17 protein-coding genes are annotated in these 19,194 nt (G+C 70.1%); 10 read left to right on the forward strand and 7 right to left on the reverse strand.

Annotated features, from left to right (window positions below; genetic code table 11):
* Positions 1-3: 3 nt before the first annotated feature.
* The 4 genes from ACWBNA_RS19495 to ACWBNA_RS19510 are packed head-to-tail and all read right to left on the reverse strand — an operon-like array spanning position 4 to position 5,045.
* Positions 4-1,788 (reverse strand): glycosyl hydrolase family 28 protein, encoded by a 1,785-nt coding sequence (locus ACWBNA_RS19495; protein WP_482705694.1) that lies wholly within the window; start codon positions 1,786-1,788, stop codon positions 4-6.
* A gap of 40 nt (positions 1,789-1,828) precedes the next feature.
* On the reverse strand, positions 1,829-2,701 hold the full coding sequence (locus tag ACWBNA_RS19500; RefSeq protein WP_482705695.1) for a carbohydrate ABC transporter permease: 873 nt from the start codon (positions 2,699-2,701) through the stop codon (positions 1,829-1,831).
* Positions 2,698-3,699, reverse strand: coding sequence for a carbohydrate ABC transporter permease (locus ACWBNA_RS19505; protein WP_482705696.1), 1,002 nt, complete (start codon positions 3,697-3,699; stop codon positions 2,698-2,700). Before ACWBNA_RS19505 ends, ACWBNA_RS19500 begins: the two co-directional genes overlap by 4 nt.
* Positions 3,696-5,045: an extracellular solute-binding protein gene (locus tag ACWBNA_RS19510; protein WP_482705697.1), complete on the reverse strand. Its 1,350-nt coding sequence runs from the start codon at positions 5,043-5,045 to the stop codon at positions 3,696-3,698. The genes ACWBNA_RS19505 and ACWBNA_RS19510 overlap by 4 nt, the downstream gene beginning before the upstream one ends.
* 742 nt (positions 5,046-5,787) lie before the next feature.
* Between ACWBNA_RS19510 and ACWBNA_RS19515 the strand changes: the two genes are divergently transcribed.
* The 8 genes from ACWBNA_RS19515 to ACWBNA_RS19550 all read left to right on the forward strand — a co-directional run bounded on the left by ACWBNA_RS19515 (position 5,788) and on the right by ACWBNA_RS19550 (position 15,610).
* On the forward strand, positions 5,788-6,801 hold the full coding sequence (locus ACWBNA_RS19515) for a hydroxyacid dehydrogenase (protein ID WP_482705698.1): 1,014 nt from the start codon (positions 5,788-5,790) through the stop codon (positions 6,799-6,801).
* 522 nt (positions 6,802-7,323) lie between these two features.
* Positions 7,324-8,412 (forward strand): LacI family DNA-binding transcriptional regulator, encoded by a 1,089-nt coding sequence (locus tag ACWBNA_RS19520; protein WP_482705699.1) that lies wholly within the window; start codon positions 7,324-7,326, stop codon positions 8,410-8,412.
* A 390-nt stretch (positions 8,413-8,802) separates the two neighbouring features.
* Positions 8,803-10,134: an ABC transporter substrate-binding protein gene (locus ACWBNA_RS19525; RefSeq protein ID WP_482705700.1), complete on the forward strand. Its 1,332-nt coding sequence runs from the start codon at positions 8,803-8,805 to the stop codon at positions 10,132-10,134.
* Between the two features lie 11 nt (positions 10,135-10,145).
* Positions 10,146-11,030, forward strand: coding sequence for a carbohydrate ABC transporter permease (locus tag ACWBNA_RS19530; protein WP_383857089.1), 885 nt, complete (start codon positions 10,146-10,148; stop codon positions 11,028-11,030).
* The gene (locus ACWBNA_RS19535) at positions 11,030-11,938 is read left to right on the forward strand and encodes a carbohydrate ABC transporter permease (RefSeq protein WP_482705701.1); all 909 of its coding nucleotides are present in this window, start codon (positions 11,030-11,032) and stop codon (positions 11,936-11,938) included. The genes ACWBNA_RS19530 and ACWBNA_RS19535 overlap by 1 nt, the downstream gene beginning before the upstream one ends.
* Before the next feature lie 48 nt (positions 11,939-11,986).
* The gene (locus ACWBNA_RS19540; RefSeq protein WP_482705702.1) at positions 11,987-13,570 is read left to right on the forward strand and encodes a glycoside hydrolase family 43 protein; all 1,584 of its coding nucleotides are present in this window, start codon (positions 11,987-11,989) and stop codon (positions 13,568-13,570) included.
* A gap of 287 nt (positions 13,571-13,857) precedes the next feature.
* Positions 13,858-14,913: a LacI family DNA-binding transcriptional regulator gene (locus ACWBNA_RS19545; protein WP_482705703.1), complete on the forward strand. Its 1,056-nt coding sequence runs from the start codon at positions 13,858-13,860 to the stop codon at positions 14,911-14,913.
* A gap of 217 nt (positions 14,914-15,130) precedes the next feature.
* A complete protein-coding gene (locus ACWBNA_RS19550) occupies positions 15,131-15,610 on the forward strand; it encodes a helix-turn-helix domain-containing protein (protein WP_482705704.1) in 480 nt (159 codons plus the stop codon).
* Between the two features lie 45 nt (positions 15,611-15,655).
* Here the strand turns inward: ACWBNA_RS19550 and ACWBNA_RS19555 are convergent, their stop codons facing one another.
* On the reverse strand, positions 15,656-16,195 hold the full coding sequence (locus tag ACWBNA_RS19555; protein WP_482705705.1) for a peptidoglycan-binding domain-containing protein: 540 nt from the start codon (positions 16,193-16,195) through the stop codon (positions 15,656-15,658).
* 234 nt (positions 16,196-16,429) lie between these two features.
* The gene (locus ACWBNA_RS19560; RefSeq protein ID WP_482705706.1) at positions 16,430-17,089 is read right to left on the reverse strand and encodes a ThuA domain-containing protein; all 660 of its coding nucleotides are present in this window, start codon (positions 17,087-17,089) and stop codon (positions 16,430-16,432) included.
* Positions 17,090-17,169: 80 nt separating this feature from the next.
* On the opposite strand from ACWBNA_RS19560, the gene ACWBNA_RS19565 reads away from it, so the two are divergent.
* Together ACWBNA_RS19565 and ACWBNA_RS19570 are read left to right on the forward strand one after the other, a co-directional pair.
* Positions 17,170-17,802 (forward strand): VOC family protein, encoded by a 633-nt coding sequence (locus ACWBNA_RS19565; RefSeq protein ID WP_482705707.1) that lies wholly within the window; start codon positions 17,170-17,172, stop codon positions 17,800-17,802.
* 79 nt (positions 17,803-17,881) lie between these two features.
* The gene (locus ACWBNA_RS19570) at positions 17,882-18,286 is read left to right on the forward strand and encodes a VOC family protein (protein WP_482705708.1); all 405 of its coding nucleotides are present in this window, start codon (positions 17,882-17,884) and stop codon (positions 18,284-18,286) included.
* Here ACWBNA_RS19570 and ACWBNA_RS19575 read toward each other — a convergent pair.
* Positions 18,266-18,955, reverse strand: coding sequence for a helix-turn-helix domain-containing protein (locus ACWBNA_RS19575; protein ID WP_482705713.1), 690 nt, complete (start codon positions 18,953-18,955; stop codon positions 18,266-18,268). The two genes, ACWBNA_RS19570 and ACWBNA_RS19575, sit on opposite strands and share 21 nt — an antisense overlap.
* Between the last annotated feature and the right edge of the window lie 239 nt (positions 18,956-19,194).

Genomic DNA, 19,194 nt, shown 5'->3' on the forward strand with positions numbered 1-19,194 from the left:
GCGTCACGCGTGCTGGACGGTGAGGGTGAGGGTCTGCGTCGCGGTGCCCACGCTGTTGGTGGCCGAGACGGTGACCGTGAAGGTGCCGACGTTGTCCTCGGTGGTGCCCGAGATCAGACCGGTTGCGGTGTCGATGTCCAGGCCCTTCGGCAGCCCGTCGGCGTTGAACGACGTGGGCAGCCCGGAGGCGGTGATCAGGTGGTTGAAGACCTGGTTCTTGGTGGCCGTCGCCTGGTCCGGGCTGGTGAGCTCGGGCTTGGCGGTGGACGTGGCCTCGGTGGAGTTCAGGAACCGCAGGTTCAGCACGTGCTCGTTGGCGTACGCCGGCATCATGTCGGTGAACTTGTACCAGCCGGGCTTCTTCATCCCGTTCGCGATGGCCTTGCCGTTGATGACGAGGTTCTGGAAGGTGACGTTCTGGATGGCGTGGTCCGGGTCGTAGCCGACCATGACGGACGGGTTGGCGTGCGTCCCCGTGTAGGTCAGGTTCCGGATGTACACGCCGTCGATGCCCCGCCCGACGGAGGTGTTGTACGACTTGTTGAACATGACCCGCATGTTGATCAGCTGGCCCCAGCGGAAGTCCTCCACCCGGATGTCCTGGGCGCGGACGTTGCGCACCAGGTTGCTGTCGCCGGGGTTGAGCGCGATGCAGCCCTGGTAGTCCATCTGCGGTTCGCGGTGATCGAGGATGTCGATGTTGCTGAAGACGAGGTTCTCGATGGTCTCCGGCTTGTCGGTGTTGCCGTGCGTGCCGACGTTGACCGGGTGCGCGACGTCCGCCCACAGGGTGGAGTTGCGGACGGTGATGTTGCGGCAGTCGCCGTAGTACTCCCAGCGGTGGGCGTAGATCGCGATGCAGTCGTCGGAGTTGCGCATCCAGACGCCGTCGATGAGGACGTCCTCGCTGGAGAAGACGTCGATGCCGTCGCCCCACTGGCCGTGGCTGTAGGAGTGCAGGTTGCGGATGGTGACCTGCTTCGACTGGCCGACGGTGACCGAGTAGCCGCTGCTCGGGTTGAGCACCATGATGCCGTCGATCTCGATGTTCTCGGAGTACTCGACCAGGATGCCGTTGGCCGTGTTGTACAGGACTCCGCGGCCGGTGATCCGGGCGTTGGCCACCTCGTGGAACTCCACCCGGGAGGTCAGCACCGCGCCGCCGGCCAGGTAGAGCGTCTTGCCGCTGGGCACCTTGACCACGTTGTCGGTGGTCTTGTGCAGGCCGGGGCCGAAGTAGAGGACGTCGGGGTCGTCGGGGTCGGGCGCGTTCGTCTCGATGGGGTTGGCGTGCAGTTGCAGGTTGTTGAAGAGGTCGCCGTCGACCTCGATGGAGAGGTTGCGCGGCTCGGTGAGGGTGAAGCTGACCGTCGCGCCGTCCACGGTGAACGGGGTGCCGTAGGACAGGGGGCGGATCCGCGCGGTGCCGATGGTGCCCTTGGCCGAGGTGACGGCGACCTCGACGGTGCCCTTGAAGTCGAAGGTGGCGACGGAGGAGTTGAAGACCGGACCGCTGCCGGTGTTCGCGTCGATCTGCTTCGCCCTGGCGCGGTAGACGGGCACCGTCTGCCATTCGCCGCCCGGTGTACGGGCCTTGACGGTGTAGCTCGAGTTGGTCGGCACCCCGCTCGGGATGGGGTACACCACCAGCTTGTCCGTCGACGCGGGTGTGTCCGCCGCTCTCGCGGCGCCGGCCGCGGCTCCGATCAGTGAGTAGGCGGCGACGGTGGCACCCGCGGCCTGGAGAACGGTGCGCCGGGACAGGCCGGTGCTCTGGGTGTCGTTCATGAAGCATTCCTTCAGCAAGGGGGATGAGAGATACGGAGGGTCACTTGAGTCCGGTGGTGGACATCCCGGCGACGAAGCCGCGCTGCGCGATGAGGAAGATCAGGAGGATGGGCACGACGTACATCACGGAGGCCGCGGCCTGGAGTTCGGGGACGGGCGTACCGCCCTCGTTGACGTAGGCGGTCATCACCGCGACGGCGAGCGTGGTGCGGTCGGTGGACAGCAGCAGCTGCGGGGCGATGTAGTCGCCCCAGCTCCAGGTGAAGGCGATGATGAAGCTCGCGGACAGCACGGGCCACGACTGCGGCAGGAAGATCCGCCAGAAGATCGACGCGTAGCCGCAGCCGTCGACGATCGCGGCCTCCTCCAGCTCGCGCGGCAGGCCCGCGAAGAACTGCCGGAAGAGGAAGACCAGATACGGCGCCGCGGACAGGCCCCACAGCACCCACGGCCAGTACGTGTTGACCATGCCGACCTTGGCGAAGATCAGGTAGGTCGGCAGCAGGGTGACCATCTGGGGCAGCATCATCGAGCCGAGCAGGACGCCGAACAGCACCTTCTTGCCGGGCGCGTCGAGCCGGGCGAAGCCGAAGCCGACCCAGGCCGAGCTGAGGGTGACGAGCGTGGCGTAGAGCAGGGCGATGATCAGGGAGTTGCGGGCGTAGCCGAGGAAGTCGATCTGGTGGAAGGCGTCGGCGAAGTTGTGCCACTGGAAGACGTCGGGCAGCCAGTGCACGGGCGAGGCGGCCAGTTCGCCCTGGGTCTTCAGGCCGGACAGGATCAGCCAGCCGAAGGGGCCGAGGAACAGCCCGGTGACGGAGACGAGGACCGTGTAGAGGACGAGGCGCCTGGCACGCACCCGCACGCGGGCGTCGGTCCTGAACGGCGTGGGCGGCACGCTGGTGGCGGTCACTTCTTCGCCTCCGGTTCGACGTTGTAGAACACCACACCGGACGTGAACCTGAAGATGAGTCCGGTGACGACGAGGATCAGGACGAAGAGCACCCACAGCAGCGCGGAGGCGTAGCCGTAGCGGCCGAGCGCGAAGTACTGCGCGAACACGTGCATCATGTAGAGGTAGTTGGACTGCGGGACCGTGGTGATGCCGCTCGTGTCGCCGAGGGGCGCCAGCAGCAGCGGCATGATGGTCTGCACCGAGGCGATCATCCCGGTGACCGTCTGGAAGAGCAGGACGGGTGACAGCAGCGGCACGGTGATGCTGCGGAAGGTGCGCCAGGCGCTCGCTCCGTCGATGCGGGCCGCCTCGTGGAGTTCGCGGGGTACGTCCTGGAGCCCGGCCAGCGAGATGATCATGACGTTTCCGGCCGCCCAGAGCACCGTCATCAGCAGGACGTAGCGGGCGTAGGGGTCGGCGAGCCAGCCGACGGCGTCGAAGCCGAAGAAGGTCAGGACACCGTTGGCAGCGCCGGAGTTCTGGTCGAAGAGAAGCTTGAAGGCCAGGCCCGCGCCCACCGGCGGCACCACCGCGGGCAGATAGAGCAGGGTGCGGAACAGACCACGCGCCCTGATCGGCCGGTTGACCAGGACGGCGAGCCCGAGTCCCGCGATGATCGACAGCGGTACCGAGGTCACCGCGAACAGGCCCGCGCGGCCGAGCGCGTCCCAGGTCACCGGATCGTTCAGCAGCTCGCGGTAGTTGCCGAGTCCGACGTACTTCCAGTTGGGCGAGATGCCGTCGAACGTGGTGAAGCTCAGCCACAGCGCGTACGCCATCGGCGCCACGGTCAGCAGCAGGAACCCGATGATCCAGGGCGAGGTGAACATGTAGAACGCCCGGTGCCGGCGCACGGTCATCGTGACCCGCGGCCGGCCGGCGGCCGGCGCGCGAGGGGAGCTCGCGGCGGCTTCGGGTCGGTCCGCGGCCGTCGAGGAGATCTGACCCACCGTCATCCCACTTGCTCCTTACCGCGCTTCAGCTGCTCGTTGACGGACGAGTTGAGGCGTCCCGCGAGGGTGTCGACGGAGATCTGGCCGTTCATCGCGGCGGGGGCGATCTGGTTGAAGAGGGCGTCGAGTGCGTCCGCCCTGGTGTAAGGGGTGAAGGAGACCACCGAGAAGTGCTTCAGCTCGTTCTCCTGCACCTTCAGCACCCGCTTCTGGTAGCCCTCCTGGGCCGGCATCAGGGAACGCATCGACTTCAGGGTGGGGATGCCCCAGCCGCCGGCGGCGCGCGCCTTGGCGGGCTCTCCACCGAAGAACCACTCGAAGACGCGCCACGCGGCGTCCTTGTTCTGCGCCTTCCTCGGCATCCACAGTCCGGTGCCGCCCTGGCAGGCGCTGATCCGCGCGCCGCCCGCGAAGAGCGGGGCGGGCGCCAGACGGGACACCTCGGCCAGCTTCTTGTCCGGGTAGATCATGCCGCCCAGCCAGTAGCCGGAGTTCGACATCGCCATCCGTCCGGCCTGGTAGGTGGGCCCGTCCCAGCCGTTGGGGTCCGGCTGGACGAGGCTCGGCCCGACCCTCGTCCTGCAGTAGTCGATGTACCAGGCCAGGGCCTTGCGGGCCTCGGGGGTGGTGAAATCGACCCGGGAGAAGTCGTCGTTGAAGAGGCTGCCCCCGGCGGACGCCGTCATGGTCGTCAGGAGCGTGGACCGGGTGAGGCCGCTGTAGCTGCCGCCGAAGACGGTGGTCTGGCCGCTCTTGCGCTGCACGAGGCTCTTGGCGGTGTCCAGCCATTCCTCGTAGGTGACCGGTTCGGTCTCCGGAGGGTGGCCGACCCCGGCCTTGTCGAAGGCCGACGTGTTGTACCAGTACATGGAGTCCTGGGAGAAGTCCTTCGCCATGCCGTAGCGCGGACCCCTGCCCTGAATCCGGCCGTCGTAGCGCCACAGGTCGTTGACCGGGTCCAGGTCGTCCAGCTCGAGGACGCTGCTCCGGGCGAAGTAGGGGTCCAGCTCCTCGGCCACGTCCCGCGCCGCGAAGTACGGCAGGTCCACGGCACCGACCCCGCGCACCAGGTCGGGCGGGTTGCCGCTGGTGAGCATCGCGATCAGCTTGGTGATGTCGTACTTCACCAGGACGATCTTGATGCCGAGCTCCTTCCTGGCCTGCCGCACCTGCTCCGGGGTGATGTCACCGGAGTTGACCATCACGGTGATGGACTCTCCGGCCCCGCCGACCCCGGAGGACACCTGCAGGGCGCAGCCACTGAGTGCCGCCGCACCGGCCGCCGCGCCTCCTGCGGAGAGGGAGAGAAAACGGCGGCGGCTCAGGGGGGCACCGGCATGTGGGCGCATGAACGCACCACCTCCTGCTCTGTCCGTTCGGGATGCGGCCGGGGACCGGCCAGGGCCGGCCAGGGACCGGCCGAGGATCGGCCGGGGTCGACCAAGTGATCGCGGTAACCGTTTAGGCAACCGGTTGTCTGACGTTGGGGCAGAGCTTCTTCCTGTCCGGAAACGACGTCAAGAGTCTTGACGAACTTTCGAAAAGACTGCGTAACCTCGACGTCATGGGCCGACCGGTCGAACGGGGCCGATCGAACGCACTCTGATCTGCGAAGGCGATCGGGAACGGGATGGGGATTCCGGTGCGGACGGGTCCGGGAACCGGTTGCCCGGGCTTCGGGCCCGGGCTTCGCCTCGGCCTCGGGCTGTCGGGCTCGGACCTCGGGCCCGGGCTCGGACCTCGGGCCCGGACTTCGGCCCTGGTTCGGACTTCGCCTCGGCCTCGGGCTGTCGGGCTGTCGGGCTGGAGCGACCGAGAAGATGCCCGAAGGGCACCTCACACGCCCGGCCGGCGCCCCGCAGGTACGGCGCTGCATCACACAGGCATCGCCAGACATCACCAGGCGGCACCAGCAGGCGGCATCGTGCAGGCGCAGTAACGATTTCACGCCATGCGAGGGCTCCGGCCCCAGCCAACTGGGCCGAAGCCGTCCTCGCCACACCGTCCTGCCGATTGACCGCCGTCATCGGCAGATCTACGGTAGAAGACGCTTTCTGAAAATGTTTCCACCCCCCGTGCGTCAGGAGAGACATGCCCAGCCCGCAGCCACCCAGGGCCGTGTTCGCGATGGATCCGGTACACCTCCCCCTGCTGTTCCCCCCGCCGCTCACGGCACGGCTGACGCAGGCGGCCGGCCTCGACCCCGCGCTCGTCGTACGTGACTTCTCCGATCCGACGTGGGCGGACGCCCTGGCCCACACCGAGGTGCTCATCACCGGCTGGGGCTGCCCCCGCCTCGACGCCGACGTCCTCGCCGCCGCACCCCGGCTGCACACGGTCCTGCACGCCGCAGGCTCGGTCCGCTCCCTGGTCGGCGACGCCCTGTGGGAGCGCGGGATCACCGTCTCCAGCGCGGTGACCGCGAACGCCCTGCCGGTCGCTGAATACACCCTCGCGATGATCCTGCTAGCCGGGAAGGACACCTTCACCCACCGCGAGCGCTTCCGCGCCACCCACACCTACCCGACCCACGCCGAGACCGCGCACACCGGCAACGTCGGCCGCCGCATCGGCGTCATCGGCGCATCCCGGGTGGGCCGCCGGCTCCTCGAACTGCTCCGGCCGTTCGACTTCTCGGTCCTGCTCCACGACCCCTACGTCAGCACCGCCGAGGCCGCCGCCCTCGGCGCCGAACTGCTGTCGCTCGAGGACCTGCTCAGGCACAGCGACATCGTGTCCCTGCACGCCCCGGACATCCCCGAGACCTACCGCATGCTCGACGCCGGCCGGCTCGCCCTGATCAGGGACGGCGGCCTCCTCATCAACACCTCCCGCGGGGCACTGATCGACCCCGCCGCGCTCACCGACGAGCTGGTCTCCGGCCGCCTGCACGCCATCCTCGACGTCACCGAACCCGAACCACTGCCCGCCGGCTCCCCCCTCTACCGCCTGCCCAACGTCTTCCTCACCCCGCACATCGCCGGCTCGCTCGGCAACGAGCTGGAGCGACTCGGCCGGATCGTCGTGGAGGAGCTGGAACGGCTGGTGGCGGGAACGCCGCTCACTCATGAGGTGCGGCACTCGGACCTGACCCGGGTCGCGTAAGTGTGCACCCCTCATGGCTGGCTTGGCAGGATGGCTCGGTCGCCTGCTCTGCCGGATGGCTCGGTCGCCTACGGAGCGCCGAAGCCGGTGTCGAGACCTCGACCGTGCTCAGCCCTTCGGGCCTCCGCGCTCCCCCACTCTCGGCTTCGCTCGAGCGGGAGGTACCCCCATGAGGTCTCGACACCGGCGCGCCCCTTCGGCTCCCTCGCGGCCGGCGCGTCGGACAAGTGCCCTTGGTGGCTCTTGCCCTTCGCCGGTCGTCGGCTCTCCGCGCCCGGCGGGAAGTGCTCTGCGGCACCCGGCGAAAGCAGCCCCGCACAGCCCCGCGCACGGGACGGAAACCGGCTCCACGCGCCCGGCGAAGACCAACTCCCCGCACCCGCGAAAACCGGCCCTCCACACCCGCGGAAACCATGGGATACGGTTTCCGCACCGGCGTCGAGCCGGCCCCCCGACCCTCTGCCGGGAACGGGACCCACGGTCGTCCGGCGAAGCAGTGGCAACGATGAAGGAGCCGCAACGGTGAGTCAGCGCAAGGCGGCCGGTGACGCCGGACGGGCCACCATTCGCGACGTCGCGGAGCAGGCGGGCGTCTCCGTCGCGAGCGTGTCGCGCGTGCTGTCGGGCAACTACCCGGTCTCGGAGGAGTTGCGCCGCCGGGTGATGAAGGTGGTCGGGGACCTGGACTACGTCACCAACGCGCACGCCCGCTCCCTCGCCGGGGGCGGTACGCCGACGGTGGCGATCCTCATCAACAACATCACCGGCGCCGCCTTCGCCCACGTGGCCAAGGGCGTCGAGGGCGCCGCCACCCTGCGCGGCTGGCTGTCCCTGGTGGGGACCACCGGCGACGACCCCGAGCGGGAACTCGCGCTGGTCAACCTGATGCGCCAGCAGGGCGTGGCCGCGGTGGTCCTGCTCGGCGGGGCCTACGACTACGACGAGTACCAACTGCGCATGGCCCGCTTCGCCCGCTCCCTGGACGCGGCCGGCTCCCACCTGGTGCTGGTGGGCAGGCCGCCCCTGGAGGGCGACGTACCGGCCACGACGGTCGACTACGACAACGAGGGCGGCGCCTACGCCATGGCCAGCCACCTGCTGTCGGCCGGCCACCGCAAGATCCTGGTGCTGCCGGGCCATGCCGAGCTCACCACCGCGCAGGGCCGGTCGAGGGGCGCGCAGCGTGCCTTCGAGGCGTACGGCGTGGCCTTCGACCCGGACATGGTGCGGCACGGGCCGTACGACTACGAGCACGGGTACGAGGCCGTCGAGGACAGTCTGCGCGACGGGCTCGACTTCACCGCGGTGCTGGCGGGGACCGACGTGGTCGCCGCGGGTGCGATGCAGGCGCTGCGCGCGGCCGGTCTCAGAGTGCCCGAGGACGTCTCGATCGTCGGCTACGACGACATCCCGCTGGCGTCCCAGCTCACTCCGCAGCTGACCACCGTGCACGTGCCGTACGAGGAGATGGGCCGGGTCGCCCTGCGCGCGGTCGCCGACCGGCGTGAGGGTGGTGGAGGCCGCCGCAAGGGCAGCGACGGCGACCACCTGGTGCTGGGCACCCATGTCGTCGTACGGAACTCGGTGCGGCCCCCGGCCCGGGGCCGGTAACACCGCTCTTCGAGTCTGCTTCGGCAGATCGTTTCGTAAACGTTTTCCCGAAGTTTTTGACAGAGGCCGGGGGGCGGGAGAGGCGCGGGACGCGCTCCACCCGAATTTCGGCCGCAGTGCGGTTGACCTGCGATGTTTCGGAGTCGGACGATCATGTCCGGCGCACGCCGCGCATAACGTCATGGACAAACCGGCGTAACAAATTGCCGCGCACCCCTTGCTATCGACAGGATCGTCGCCCTACGGTCCCAGCAACCGCTTACTACAGCTTCCGCTTGGCCGACCCCCCGCAACCGCGAGCCGATGGTTTCCGGCCGCCGTTCCCGGCCGACATCGAGGCGCCGTTCTCTCCCCTCCGAGTCGCCCTACTTTCCGAAGGAACACGGTCAGATGAACTTCACCAGCCCCCGGAGAAGGTTCGCCCGCGCAGCCGTGGCGGGACTCGCGTTGACAGGTCTGCTCTCCGCCTGCGGCGGATCGGACTCCGGTGACGCCAAGTCGTCCGGCCCGGTCACCCTCCCCTTCTGGGGCTGGGCGAACGGCCAGGAGGCCGTCGTGAAGGCGTTCAACGCCTCACACAAGGACATCAAGCTCAAGTACACCAAGGTCACCGATCAGCTGACCATGCAGAAGCAGCTGACCAACGCGGTCAAGGCCGACAACGCGCCCTGCCTGGTGCAGAACACCGCCGAGTACGTCACGAGCTGGGTCTCGCAGGGCGCGCTCGCCGACATCACGAAGTACGTCGAGTCGAGCAAGGACGAGTTCAACGCCGGTTCGTGGGCGAGCGCGCAGGTGCAGGGGAAGATGTACGGCGTTCCCACCAGCTCCGCGCCGAACTTCACGATCTACCGCACCGACCTCTTCGAGAAGTACGGTCTCAAGGCCCCGACGACCTGGGACGAGTTCATCGCCGCGGGCAAGGAGCTGAAGAAGCACGGCATCAAGATCACCAACTACGCCGGTGAGGACCCGAGCACTCTTGAGGTGCTCGCGATGCAGGCCGGGGCGCACTGGTACGCGATCGACGGCAACTCCTGGAAGGTGGACTTCCAGGACGCGGGCACGCTGAAGGCCGCCAAGGTGATCCAGGAGATCATCGACAACGACCTCAACTCCAAGCTGTCCTTCGCCGACTACGCGGCCGTGCAGCGCAACTACGACACCGGAGGCACCGCGACCCGGCAGATCTCCACCTGGCAGATGGCCGGCATGGTGCAGAACTTCACCAAGTCCTTCGGCAAGTGGGCGCTGGCCCCCTGGCCCGCGTTCACCGGCGAGGCCGCCAAGACCCCGGCGGGGACGAACCTGACCGGCAGCGTGACGCTGGTGACCAAGGGCTGTGCGCACCAGGAGCAGGCCGCCGAGGCGGCGCTGTGGATGTCGACGAACACCGACGCGGTCAAGACGATGGCGAGCCCGGAGACCGGCAACGGCGTGATGCCGGCCCTGAAGGACAGCGACACCTACGTCGGTGACGCGATCTCCGAGAAGCTGCTCGGCACGAACTACGAGCCGGCCAAAAAGACCGTCACCGACAGCCTCGGCACCATCACCACCGACTGGGTCTACGGCCCGAACTGGACCGCGATGTTCACCGAGATGCAGAGCGGCTGGGCGAAGGTGGTCAACAAGGAGGAGAAGGTCACCGACCTCCTGGCACACATGCAGGAGTGGACGGTCAAGGACCTGAAGTCCCGCGGTATCAGCGTCAAGGGCTGAGGCATTCCACGATGATTCGCTCCCTGCGCTGGAAGGGTGCCGCCTTCACGGTGCCCTTCCAGCTCGGCTTCGTCTTCCTGTACCTGATCCCGATCGGGTACGCCGTCTACCAGTCGCTCTTCCGCGTCCAGCAGTCCGGGCTCGGGCTCGGCGGCTCGACGGAGGAGTTCGCCGGCCTCGACAACTACCAACAGGGCCTGACCGACTCGGCGTTCATGGGATCCGTGCTGCGGGTGGTGCTGTTCGCCGTCGTGCAGATCCCGGTGATGCTGGTCATCAGCCTCGTCCTGGCGCTGTTCCTGGACGCCGTCACCTCGCGGGTGGCGAGCCGGTTCCGGATCGTGCTGCTGGTGCCGTACATGATCCCCGGGGTGGTCGCCGCCCTCGTGTGGATCAACCTGTACAGCCCCGACGTCGGTCCGCTGACGCCGCTGGGCGAGGTGTTCGGCCTCGACTGGAACTTCTTCGCCCCTTCGATGGTGTGGCCGTCCATCGGCAATCTGCTGACCTGGCACGGCATCGGCTACAACATGGTGATCATCTACTCGGCGCTCCAGGGCGTGCCGCGTGAGCTCTTCGAGGCCGCGCGGCTGGACGGTGCCTCCGAGCGGCGGATCGCCACCAGCATCAAGATCCCTTATGTGCGGGGTGCGTTGGTGCTGACCGGCATGCTGTCGGTCATCCAGATGCTGCAGATCTTCAACGAGCCGGCGCTGTTCAGGAACGTCACTCCGCAGACGGTCAGCGACAGCTTCACCCCGATCATGATCATCTACAACCAGGCGTTCAACGCGGGCAACTACCACTACGCCGCCGCCCTGTCGGTGCTGCTCGCCCTGATCCTCGGCGTCGCCTCCTTCCTGTTCTACCGGCTCACCTCGAAGGAGGCCGACTGATGCTGATGACCGAGAACGGTACGAAGCAGCCGTCCCCCGTCCGTCGGCTCACCAGCCCTGACCCCGCCTCGCGTGGTCGCGGCGGGCAGCGCTTCCTCCTGGTCGGGCTGACCCTGGCGAGTGTCTACAGTCTGTTCCCGGTCTGGTGGCTGATCGTCGCCGCCACCAAGGACCGGACGGGGCTGTACCAGTCGAACGGCCTGTGGTTCTCCGGCTGGCACCTGTGGGACAACCTGCATCAGCTGTTCACGTACGAGGACGGCATCTTCCTGCGCTGGACGGCCAACTCGTTCCTGTACGCGGGTGTCGGCTCCCTCGGCGGCACGCTGCTCGCCCTGGCCACGGGCTACGGTCTGGCCCGCTTCGACTTCCCCGGGCGCAACCTGGTGTTCGCGTGCGTGGTCGGCTCGTTCCTGATCCCGATCGCGCTGCTCACCCTGCCGCTGTATCTGCTGTTCTCGGAGATCGGCCTGGTCGACACGCCCTGGGCGATGCTCATCCCCTGCCTGATCAACCCGTTCAGCGTGTACCTCGCCAAGGTGTACACCGAGGCCACCATCCCCTTCGAGCTCCTGGAGGCGGCCCGTATCGACGGCGCCGGCGAGCTGCGGATCTTCTTCAGCATCGTGCTGCGGATGATGACGACCGGCGGCGCGACGGTGTTCCTGCTGGCCTTCGTGAACACCTGGAACGCCTTCTTCCTGCCGCTGACGGTGCTGCGCGGCGAGGAGAACTGGACCCTCAACCTGGGCCTGTACAACTGGTCCGGAAAGCGCCTGGAGTCCGGCGTCGACCTGACCAGCCTGGTGCTGACCGGCGCGCTGCTGTCCATCGTGCCGATGGCGATCATGATGGTCGCGATGCGCCGCTACTGGCGGTCGGGCGTGACGCTGGGGGCCCTCAAGTGACCGTGACCCAGAAAGCCTTGAAGTGACCGCGACTCAGGGAGCCGTGACGTGACCCGACTGCGCAATCCCGTCATCCGGGGTTTCGCCCCGGACCCGTCCCTGGTGCGGGTGGGCGACTGGTACTACGTGGCGACGAGTTCCTTCGAGTGGTTCCCGACGATCCCGATCCACCGCTCACGGGACCTCGCGCACTGGCAGTACGCCGGACATGTGCGGGGCGCGGCCCCCGGTGACTCGCTCGCGGGGGTCCCGGACTCGGGCGGCATCTGGGCCCCGTCGCTGAGCTGGGACGGGGAGCGCTTCTGGATGGTCTACACCGTCGTACGCTCGGTGGGCACGCCTTACTTCGACCTGGACACCTACGTCTGCACGGCCACGGACGTGAGCGGGAAGTGGTCGGCGCCGCGCCGGATCGCGAGCCACGGTTTCGATCCCGCGCTCTTCCACCACGAGGGCCGGCTGTGGCTGCTCAACATGCAGAGCGACCACCGGCCGGGCGGCCGGCGCTTCGCCGGGATCGTGCTGACGGAGCTGGACCGCGGGAGTCTGGGCCGCCTCGGCGACACCCATCTCCTGCTCCAGCACGAACGGCTCATCGAGGGGCCGAAGTTGCTGCACCGCGACGGATGGTTCCACCTGGTGCTCGCGGAGGGCGGCACGGGCGTCGAGCACGGGGTGCTGATGGCGCGCAGCCGCGCGATCACCGGGCCGTACGAGCTGGACAGGCAGCCCCTGCTGACCACGCGCGACGACGCCTCGGTGCCGTTGCAGAAGGCGGGTCACGCGGAGCTGGTGGAGACACCGGACGGCGAGTGGGTCATGAGCCACCTGACGGCCCGCCCGCTCCAGACGCCGGACGGCCCGCGCTGCACCCTCGGGCGGGAGACCGCGATCCAGCCGCTGACCTGGGACGAGGAGGGCTGGCCCAGGCTGCGGCACGGTGGCTGGCATCCGGCGGTCGAGGTCGACGTACCGACGAAGCGGCAGGAGCTCGGACTGTCCGCCTCCGAGGAGCCGTTGGGGTGGCCGTGGAGCACCCTGCGGGCCCCCGCCGACCCGTCCTGGGCCGACACCGGTGCGCGTCCCGGGTGGATCCGGCTGCGTGGCCGGCACGGTCCGGAGTCGTGGTGGGCGCACAGTCTGCTGGCCCAGCGGATCACCGAGCACCGCGCGGAGGCCGAGGTCACCGTCGAGGCACGGCCGAGCACCTTCACCCAGGCCGCGGGTCTGGTGCTCTGGTACAACACCGAGGCCTATCTCGCCCTCGACCTGACCTGGGCGGAGCCCGAGGGCGAAGGGCAGCGCGGCCAGCAGTGGCAGGGGGGCGGGCGCAGGGTGCTCAGCCTCGTGGAGCGCGAGGAGGGCGACACCCGTCAGGCCGCGGTCGTCGAGGTCGACGGGGGCGGCCCGGTCACGCTCGGTGTGACGGTCGACGGTGCCGAGGCGCGGTTCTGGTACGTCCGGGAAGGCGTGCGCACGCCGGTCGGGCCGCCGTTGGACTTCGGCAAGCTGTCCGACGACCACGGGTCCAGGCTGCGCTTCACCGGGTCGATGGCGGGCGTCCATGCCGTGGACCCGGTCGACGCGGCGTTCACGGCCGACTTCACGGGGTTCCGGCTCGTCTGCTGGTAGCCGCCCCGCCCGGTATGGGGGTTTCGAAAGCGGCGGCCCGNCCCGGTCGACGCGGCGTTCACGGCCGACTTCACGGGGTTCCGGCTCGTCTGCTGGTAGCCGCCCCGCCCGGTATGGGGGTTTCGAAAGCGGCGGCCCGACAAGACCTGGGAACTCCGGCCCCTTCCCGAGTTCCTGCGGCGAACCTAGGGTAGAGAGCGCTTACTATCCGTTCGGTCTCCCGACCGCGGAAGCAGCGCTGTCGAAACTTTTCATGGCCCTCGGGCGGGCCGGAGAGGTGGTTCCCGATGGTCCGTACCGAGAGCGCCGGTATGACGGCCGGGCCGACCCTTGCGGTCGTGGCCCGGGAGGCGGGGGTCTCCGTGCCCACCGCGTCCAAGGTGGTCAACGGCCGCGAGGACGTCGCCCCCGAGACCCGCCGCCGGGTCACCGAGGCGCTGGACCGGCTCGGTTACGTCCGCAGACCCCGCTTCGACTCGGCGAAGGCGTCGGGGCTGGTCGACCTGGTCGTGCACTCGCTGGAGAGCTCCTGGTCGGGGGCGGTGCTGCACGGGGTCGAGGCGGCGGCGCACGACGTGGGTCTCGAGGTGGTGGTGTCGGCCGGCCTCAACAGGACCCGCGGCGGCCGTCCGGAACGCGGCTGGCTCGACAAGCTCATCGCCCGCGGCTCGTCGGGGGTGCTGTTCAACCTGGCCGAGCTGAGCGACTCCCAGTACGCGTGGCTGGACCAGCACCGCATCCCGTACGTGATGATCGACCCGGTACTCGAACCGCCGCCCGGCGTGGTGTCGGTGGGCGCGGCGAACTGGCACGGCGGGGTGACGGCGACCGAGCACCTGCTGGCGCTCGGTCATGAGCGCATCGCCGTCGTCGCCGGTCACCAGCGCAAGATGTGCAGCAGCGCGCGGGTCGCCGGCTACCGCTCGGCGCTCGCCGCGGCGGGGGTGCGGCAGCGTCCCGAGTACGTCCGTCACGCCGGCTTCGACGAGAGCGTCGCCCACCGCCGGATGCGCGAACTCCTCGACCTGCCCGAGCCGCCCACGGCCGTCTTCGTCTGCTCGGACCGGATGGCCCTCGGGGTGTACGAGGCGCTGGCCGAGCGGGAGTTGAGCGTGCCGGACGACATGAGCGTCGTGGGCTTCGACGACCTGCCCGAGGCCCGGTGGCTCACCCCGGCCCTGACCACGGTCCGCCAGCCGCTCTCCGAGATGGCGGCGACGGCACTGCGGCTGCTGGTGCGGATGATGGACGGGGACCGGCCGGAAAGTACCCGCACGGAACTGTCCACACGGTTGGTGGAGCGGTCGAGCACGGCCCCGCCGCGCGCCCGGACCACCGCATGACCGGCCTGCCCGCGGCGTGTTCGCCGTAGCGCACCTCACCGCGCGGGCTCCTGTCGTCCCGGACGTCTGCATGGGCCATCCACCGCCGGATTCGCTCACTTTTGCTCATATACGGAGGGAGGGAACTGGCCGGGTCGGCGGGGCGTCGAAGGATGCGGCGGGGAGGGGCGCCGCGGCCCGGGGGCGGGGCGGCGGCGAGCACTTGGGGGGGGCGACCATGACACGCTGGCGGCCGCTGCCGGATGCGCTGCCGAGGGAGGCACGGCACCTGGTCGGGCAACTGCGCGCGCTGAAGGACCGTACGGGCCTGAGCCTGGCCGAACTGGCCCGGCGGACCGCGTACAGCAAGTCGTCCTGGCAGCGGTATCTCAGCGGGGTCAAACAGCCGCCCAGGGGCGCGGTCCAGGCCCTGTGCCGGGTCGCGGGAGCGGATCCGGCGCGGCTGCTGGCGCTGTGGGACCTGGCCGACACGACCTGGCCGCACGGAACGGTGCCGCACCAAACGGTGCCGCCCGGCGCGGCGGTCTCCGGTGCCATGGTGCCCGGTACGGCGGTGCCTGCCGGGTCGCCCGAGGCCGCGCCGCTGACACCGGGCGCCGAGTACCGGCGCTGGCGGACGGCGGCGCTGGCCGCGTTCGCCGTCATCGCGCTGCTGGCGGCGGTACTGCTGTGGGCACTGCCGGAGGGGGGCGGATGACCCCGCGGCCACCCGCCCCCCTCCGGATCCGAGCTGTCGGCCCTGTCAGCCGACCTTGTCGTAGTACGCGATCTTCCAGGATCCGGTGTTCTTGAGCTTCACCCGGTACTTGCCGCTGACCCGCTTGAAGGTGACGGTCCGGGCGCTGCCCCAGTACTGGACGGTGCCGCCCGCGTAGGGCCCGTGGAGCCGGTTCTGGGCGGACTGCCAGCAGTCGTCGGTGACGACGCCGTCGTCCTCCGGGATGCCGTAGTGGTTCTGCCACCACTGGGTGGCCGACTCGGTCTCCGGGCCGAACGAGCCGTCGATCTTGTTCCTCGTGAAGGCGTGCCAGTCGCCGTCCTCGTCCTCGTACAGGGCGCCGTCCGCCCACAGGACGGTCTCCCACAGGGCCGTGGCGTTGCTCTGGGCGTAGTCGTCGACGCCGAGGTTCTCCTCGTCCTGCCAGTCGTCGTAGACGTAGCTGCTGCCGTCGACGCCGTGGTAGGCCGCGGCGTTCGCCGCCGGCGCCAGGGCCGTCACGGCACCCCCGGCGACCAGCAACGCGGCCGACACCATCGCCACAGCCCGATTGCGCTTGCTCATACGGTCTTCCTTTCCGAACCGCCGGCCCCCGTGGTTCCCCCCTGGGGCGGCTCGCCTCGCTTGGCACGACACAGCGTCACGGTCGCGGGGCGGCACGGCGAGGCCTGAGGGCACACGTGGACCGGCGAGGGACGATCCACGCCGCGTACGGCCAAGTCCCCACCGAAGACGGGTCGTAAGGGGACCAGGTGGGACGGGGTGGGACGGGGTGGGACGGGACGGGCCCCCCGTCCCTCAGCCGGCGTGGCCCTCCAGCCGTGCCGCCCAGGTGATCCCGCCCAGCAGATGGGCGCGGAAGTCCGGGTCCTCGTAGGCTTCGGTGGCGTGCCCGAGGGCGGTGTAGAAGGCCCGCCCCGCCCCCTGCTCCCGGCACCACACCAGCGGGTGGTCGGCGCCCATCCCGCCGCCCTCGTACGACGACTCGTCGGCAGCGGCCAACACCCGTACCGCGCCACGCGGGTTGGTGCGGAAGTCGTACCACTCGTCGGTGAACTCCCATACGGGGGGCAGGTGCCGGGTCGCCGGGTGGGTGCGGTCCTCGACGACGACCCTGCCGGGCTGGAACTCGGGGTGCCGGTCGAAACGGGCGCCGACGAGTTCGCCGTAGTACGGCCACTCGTACTCCGTACAGGCCGCCGCGTGCACCCCGACGAACCCGCCACCGGCCTCCACGTACCCGGCCAGCCGCTCACGCCCGGTGGGGGTGAGGATCTCGCCGCTGGTGGAGAGGAAGACGACGGCCGCGTACGCGTCCAGGGGCGCTTCGAGCGCCGAGGGGTCCTCGGTGGCGGTCACCTCGAAGTCGCCGAGGGTGCGGACGGCGGCGATCGCGGCCGGGACGGAGTCGTGCCGGTAGGCGGTGGTGCGGGTGTGGACGAGGAGCCTGGGGGCCATGGCCCACGACCCTAGGGGACACCCTGGGCAGCCGTACGGGTGTTCCCTTGCCGTTGCCGGACTGCGTAGCCTCTGCTGCGATGAACGCCATCCCCGCGACGCTCGACCACCTGGTCCTCGCGACCCCCGACCTGGCGGCGACCGTCGCCGACTTCGCCCGGCGCACCGGCGTGAGTCCCGCGCCCGGCGGCGTGCACGTCGGACTGGGCACCCGGAACCACCTGGTCTGCCTGGGCGGCGCCCGCTACCTGGAGATCATCGGCCCGGATCCGGAGCAGTCCGCGCCCGGGCAGCCACGGCCCTTCGACGTCGACCGGCTCTCCGGGCCGCGAACGCTCACCTGGGCGATCAGCCCGCCCGACCTGGACGCGGCGGTCACGGCGGCCCGGGCGAGAGGCTACGACCCCGGCGCCGTGCGCCCGATGAGCCGCCGCAGACCCGACGGCACCCTCCTGAGATGGCGTCTGACCGACGGCGACACCGCCCACCCCTCGGGCCTGGTCCCCTTCCTCATCGACTGGGGCACCTCACCCCACCCCTCGGCCTCGGGCCTGCCCACCACTCCCCTGCTGGAGCTGTCCGCGAGCACCCCCGACCCGGAGGAGATCCGGCCGCTGCTGGCCGCGGTCGGCACCGAACTGCCCCTCGTCCGGGGCCCGGTGGGTTTCTCGTTCACGCTGGACACACCTCGTGGCCCGGTGACGTTCGGCTGACAGGCGCTCTCACGACACGGTCCGGCGCGTGTCCGATTCCTTCAAGACCACACCGCGCGCCGCTGCCTACGGTGGCCCCATGACTCCACGATTCGACGCGATCGGCCTGGTGGCCTCCGACATGGCCGCCTCCGTCGCCTTCTACCGCCGTATCGGTTTCGCGTTCCCCGAGGGTGCCGAGGAGCAGCCGCACGCCGAGGCCGGACTGCCGGGCGGGCTGCGGATCATGCTCGACAGCGAGGAGAGTGTCCGTTCGATCCACCCGGGATGGCAGCCGCCGGCCGCGGGCGGGCGCGTCTCGCTCGCGCTGCTGTGCGACAGCCCGGCCGAGGTCGACTCGGTCCACGAGGAGCTGGTGGGCGCCGGGTACCACGGGGAGCTGAAGCCCTGGGACGCCGTGTGGGGGCAGCGGTACGCGGTGGTGCTCGATCCGGACGGCAACGGGGTCGACCTGTTCGCGCCGCTACCCGGAGCGGCCCAGTAGTTCCGTCAGCGGCAGCCCGGCCAACTCCCGGACGTCCCTTGCCAGATGGGCCTGGTCCGCGAAGCCGGACCGGGCCGCCGTCTCGGCGAGGGGGGCGCCGGAGCGGGCCAGGGCGAGGGCCCGCTGGAGTCGCAGGACCCGGGCCAGCGTCTTGGGGCCGTAACCGAAGGCGGCGAGGCAGCGGCGGTGCAGCTGGCGGGCGCCGACGCCGAGTTCGTCCGCGGTCGCGGCGACCGGGCGGCCCGCGTCGAGGGCGGCGACCACCTGTCGCAGGAGCGGCTCGGGGGGATCGGTCCCGGCGGCCCGCTCCAGCGCCACCTGCTCCAGGCCGCTCGCCGGGTCGCCGGCCGCGTTCACCTGTGCGGTGAGGCGCCGCACCTCCACGGCCGGCCACAGGTCGGCCAGGTCCACCCGCCGGTCCCGCATCTCGTGCGCGGGCACGCCCAGCAGGGCGGGAGCGGTGCCGGGGTAGAAGCGGACGCCGGCCCAGGCGCTCGGCTCGCCTTCGGTGACGTACGCACGCGTGTCGGGCCCGGCGACCATCAGCCGGCCCTCGTGCCACAGCAGGTCCATGCAGCCGTCGGGCAGGATCCGCCCGCCGCCGGGCCCGGACGGGGTGTTCGTCCACACCACCGCCCCGGTCAGCCGGGACGCCCGCTCCGCGTACACGCACGCCAGGCTACGCCGCCGACGGGGCCTGCCCTGCCGTGTTTCCGCCCGCTCCAGGTGCGCGGTGCGCAAACCGGCGGTCGCGGCCCGCTGCGGCGCCTCGACGGCATCGCCAAGTTCCGCGGGCAGGCCCTGGGCCCGGCCGGCGCCGGCCTGGGGGTTGCGCGGCGGCAGTGTGGCCTCCGCCCTCGTCGGTGCGAGCGGCGCGCACCGGCGGTCGCGGCCCGCTGCGGCGCCTC

It is taken from the genome of Streptomyces sp. Q2, assembly GCF_056820935.1.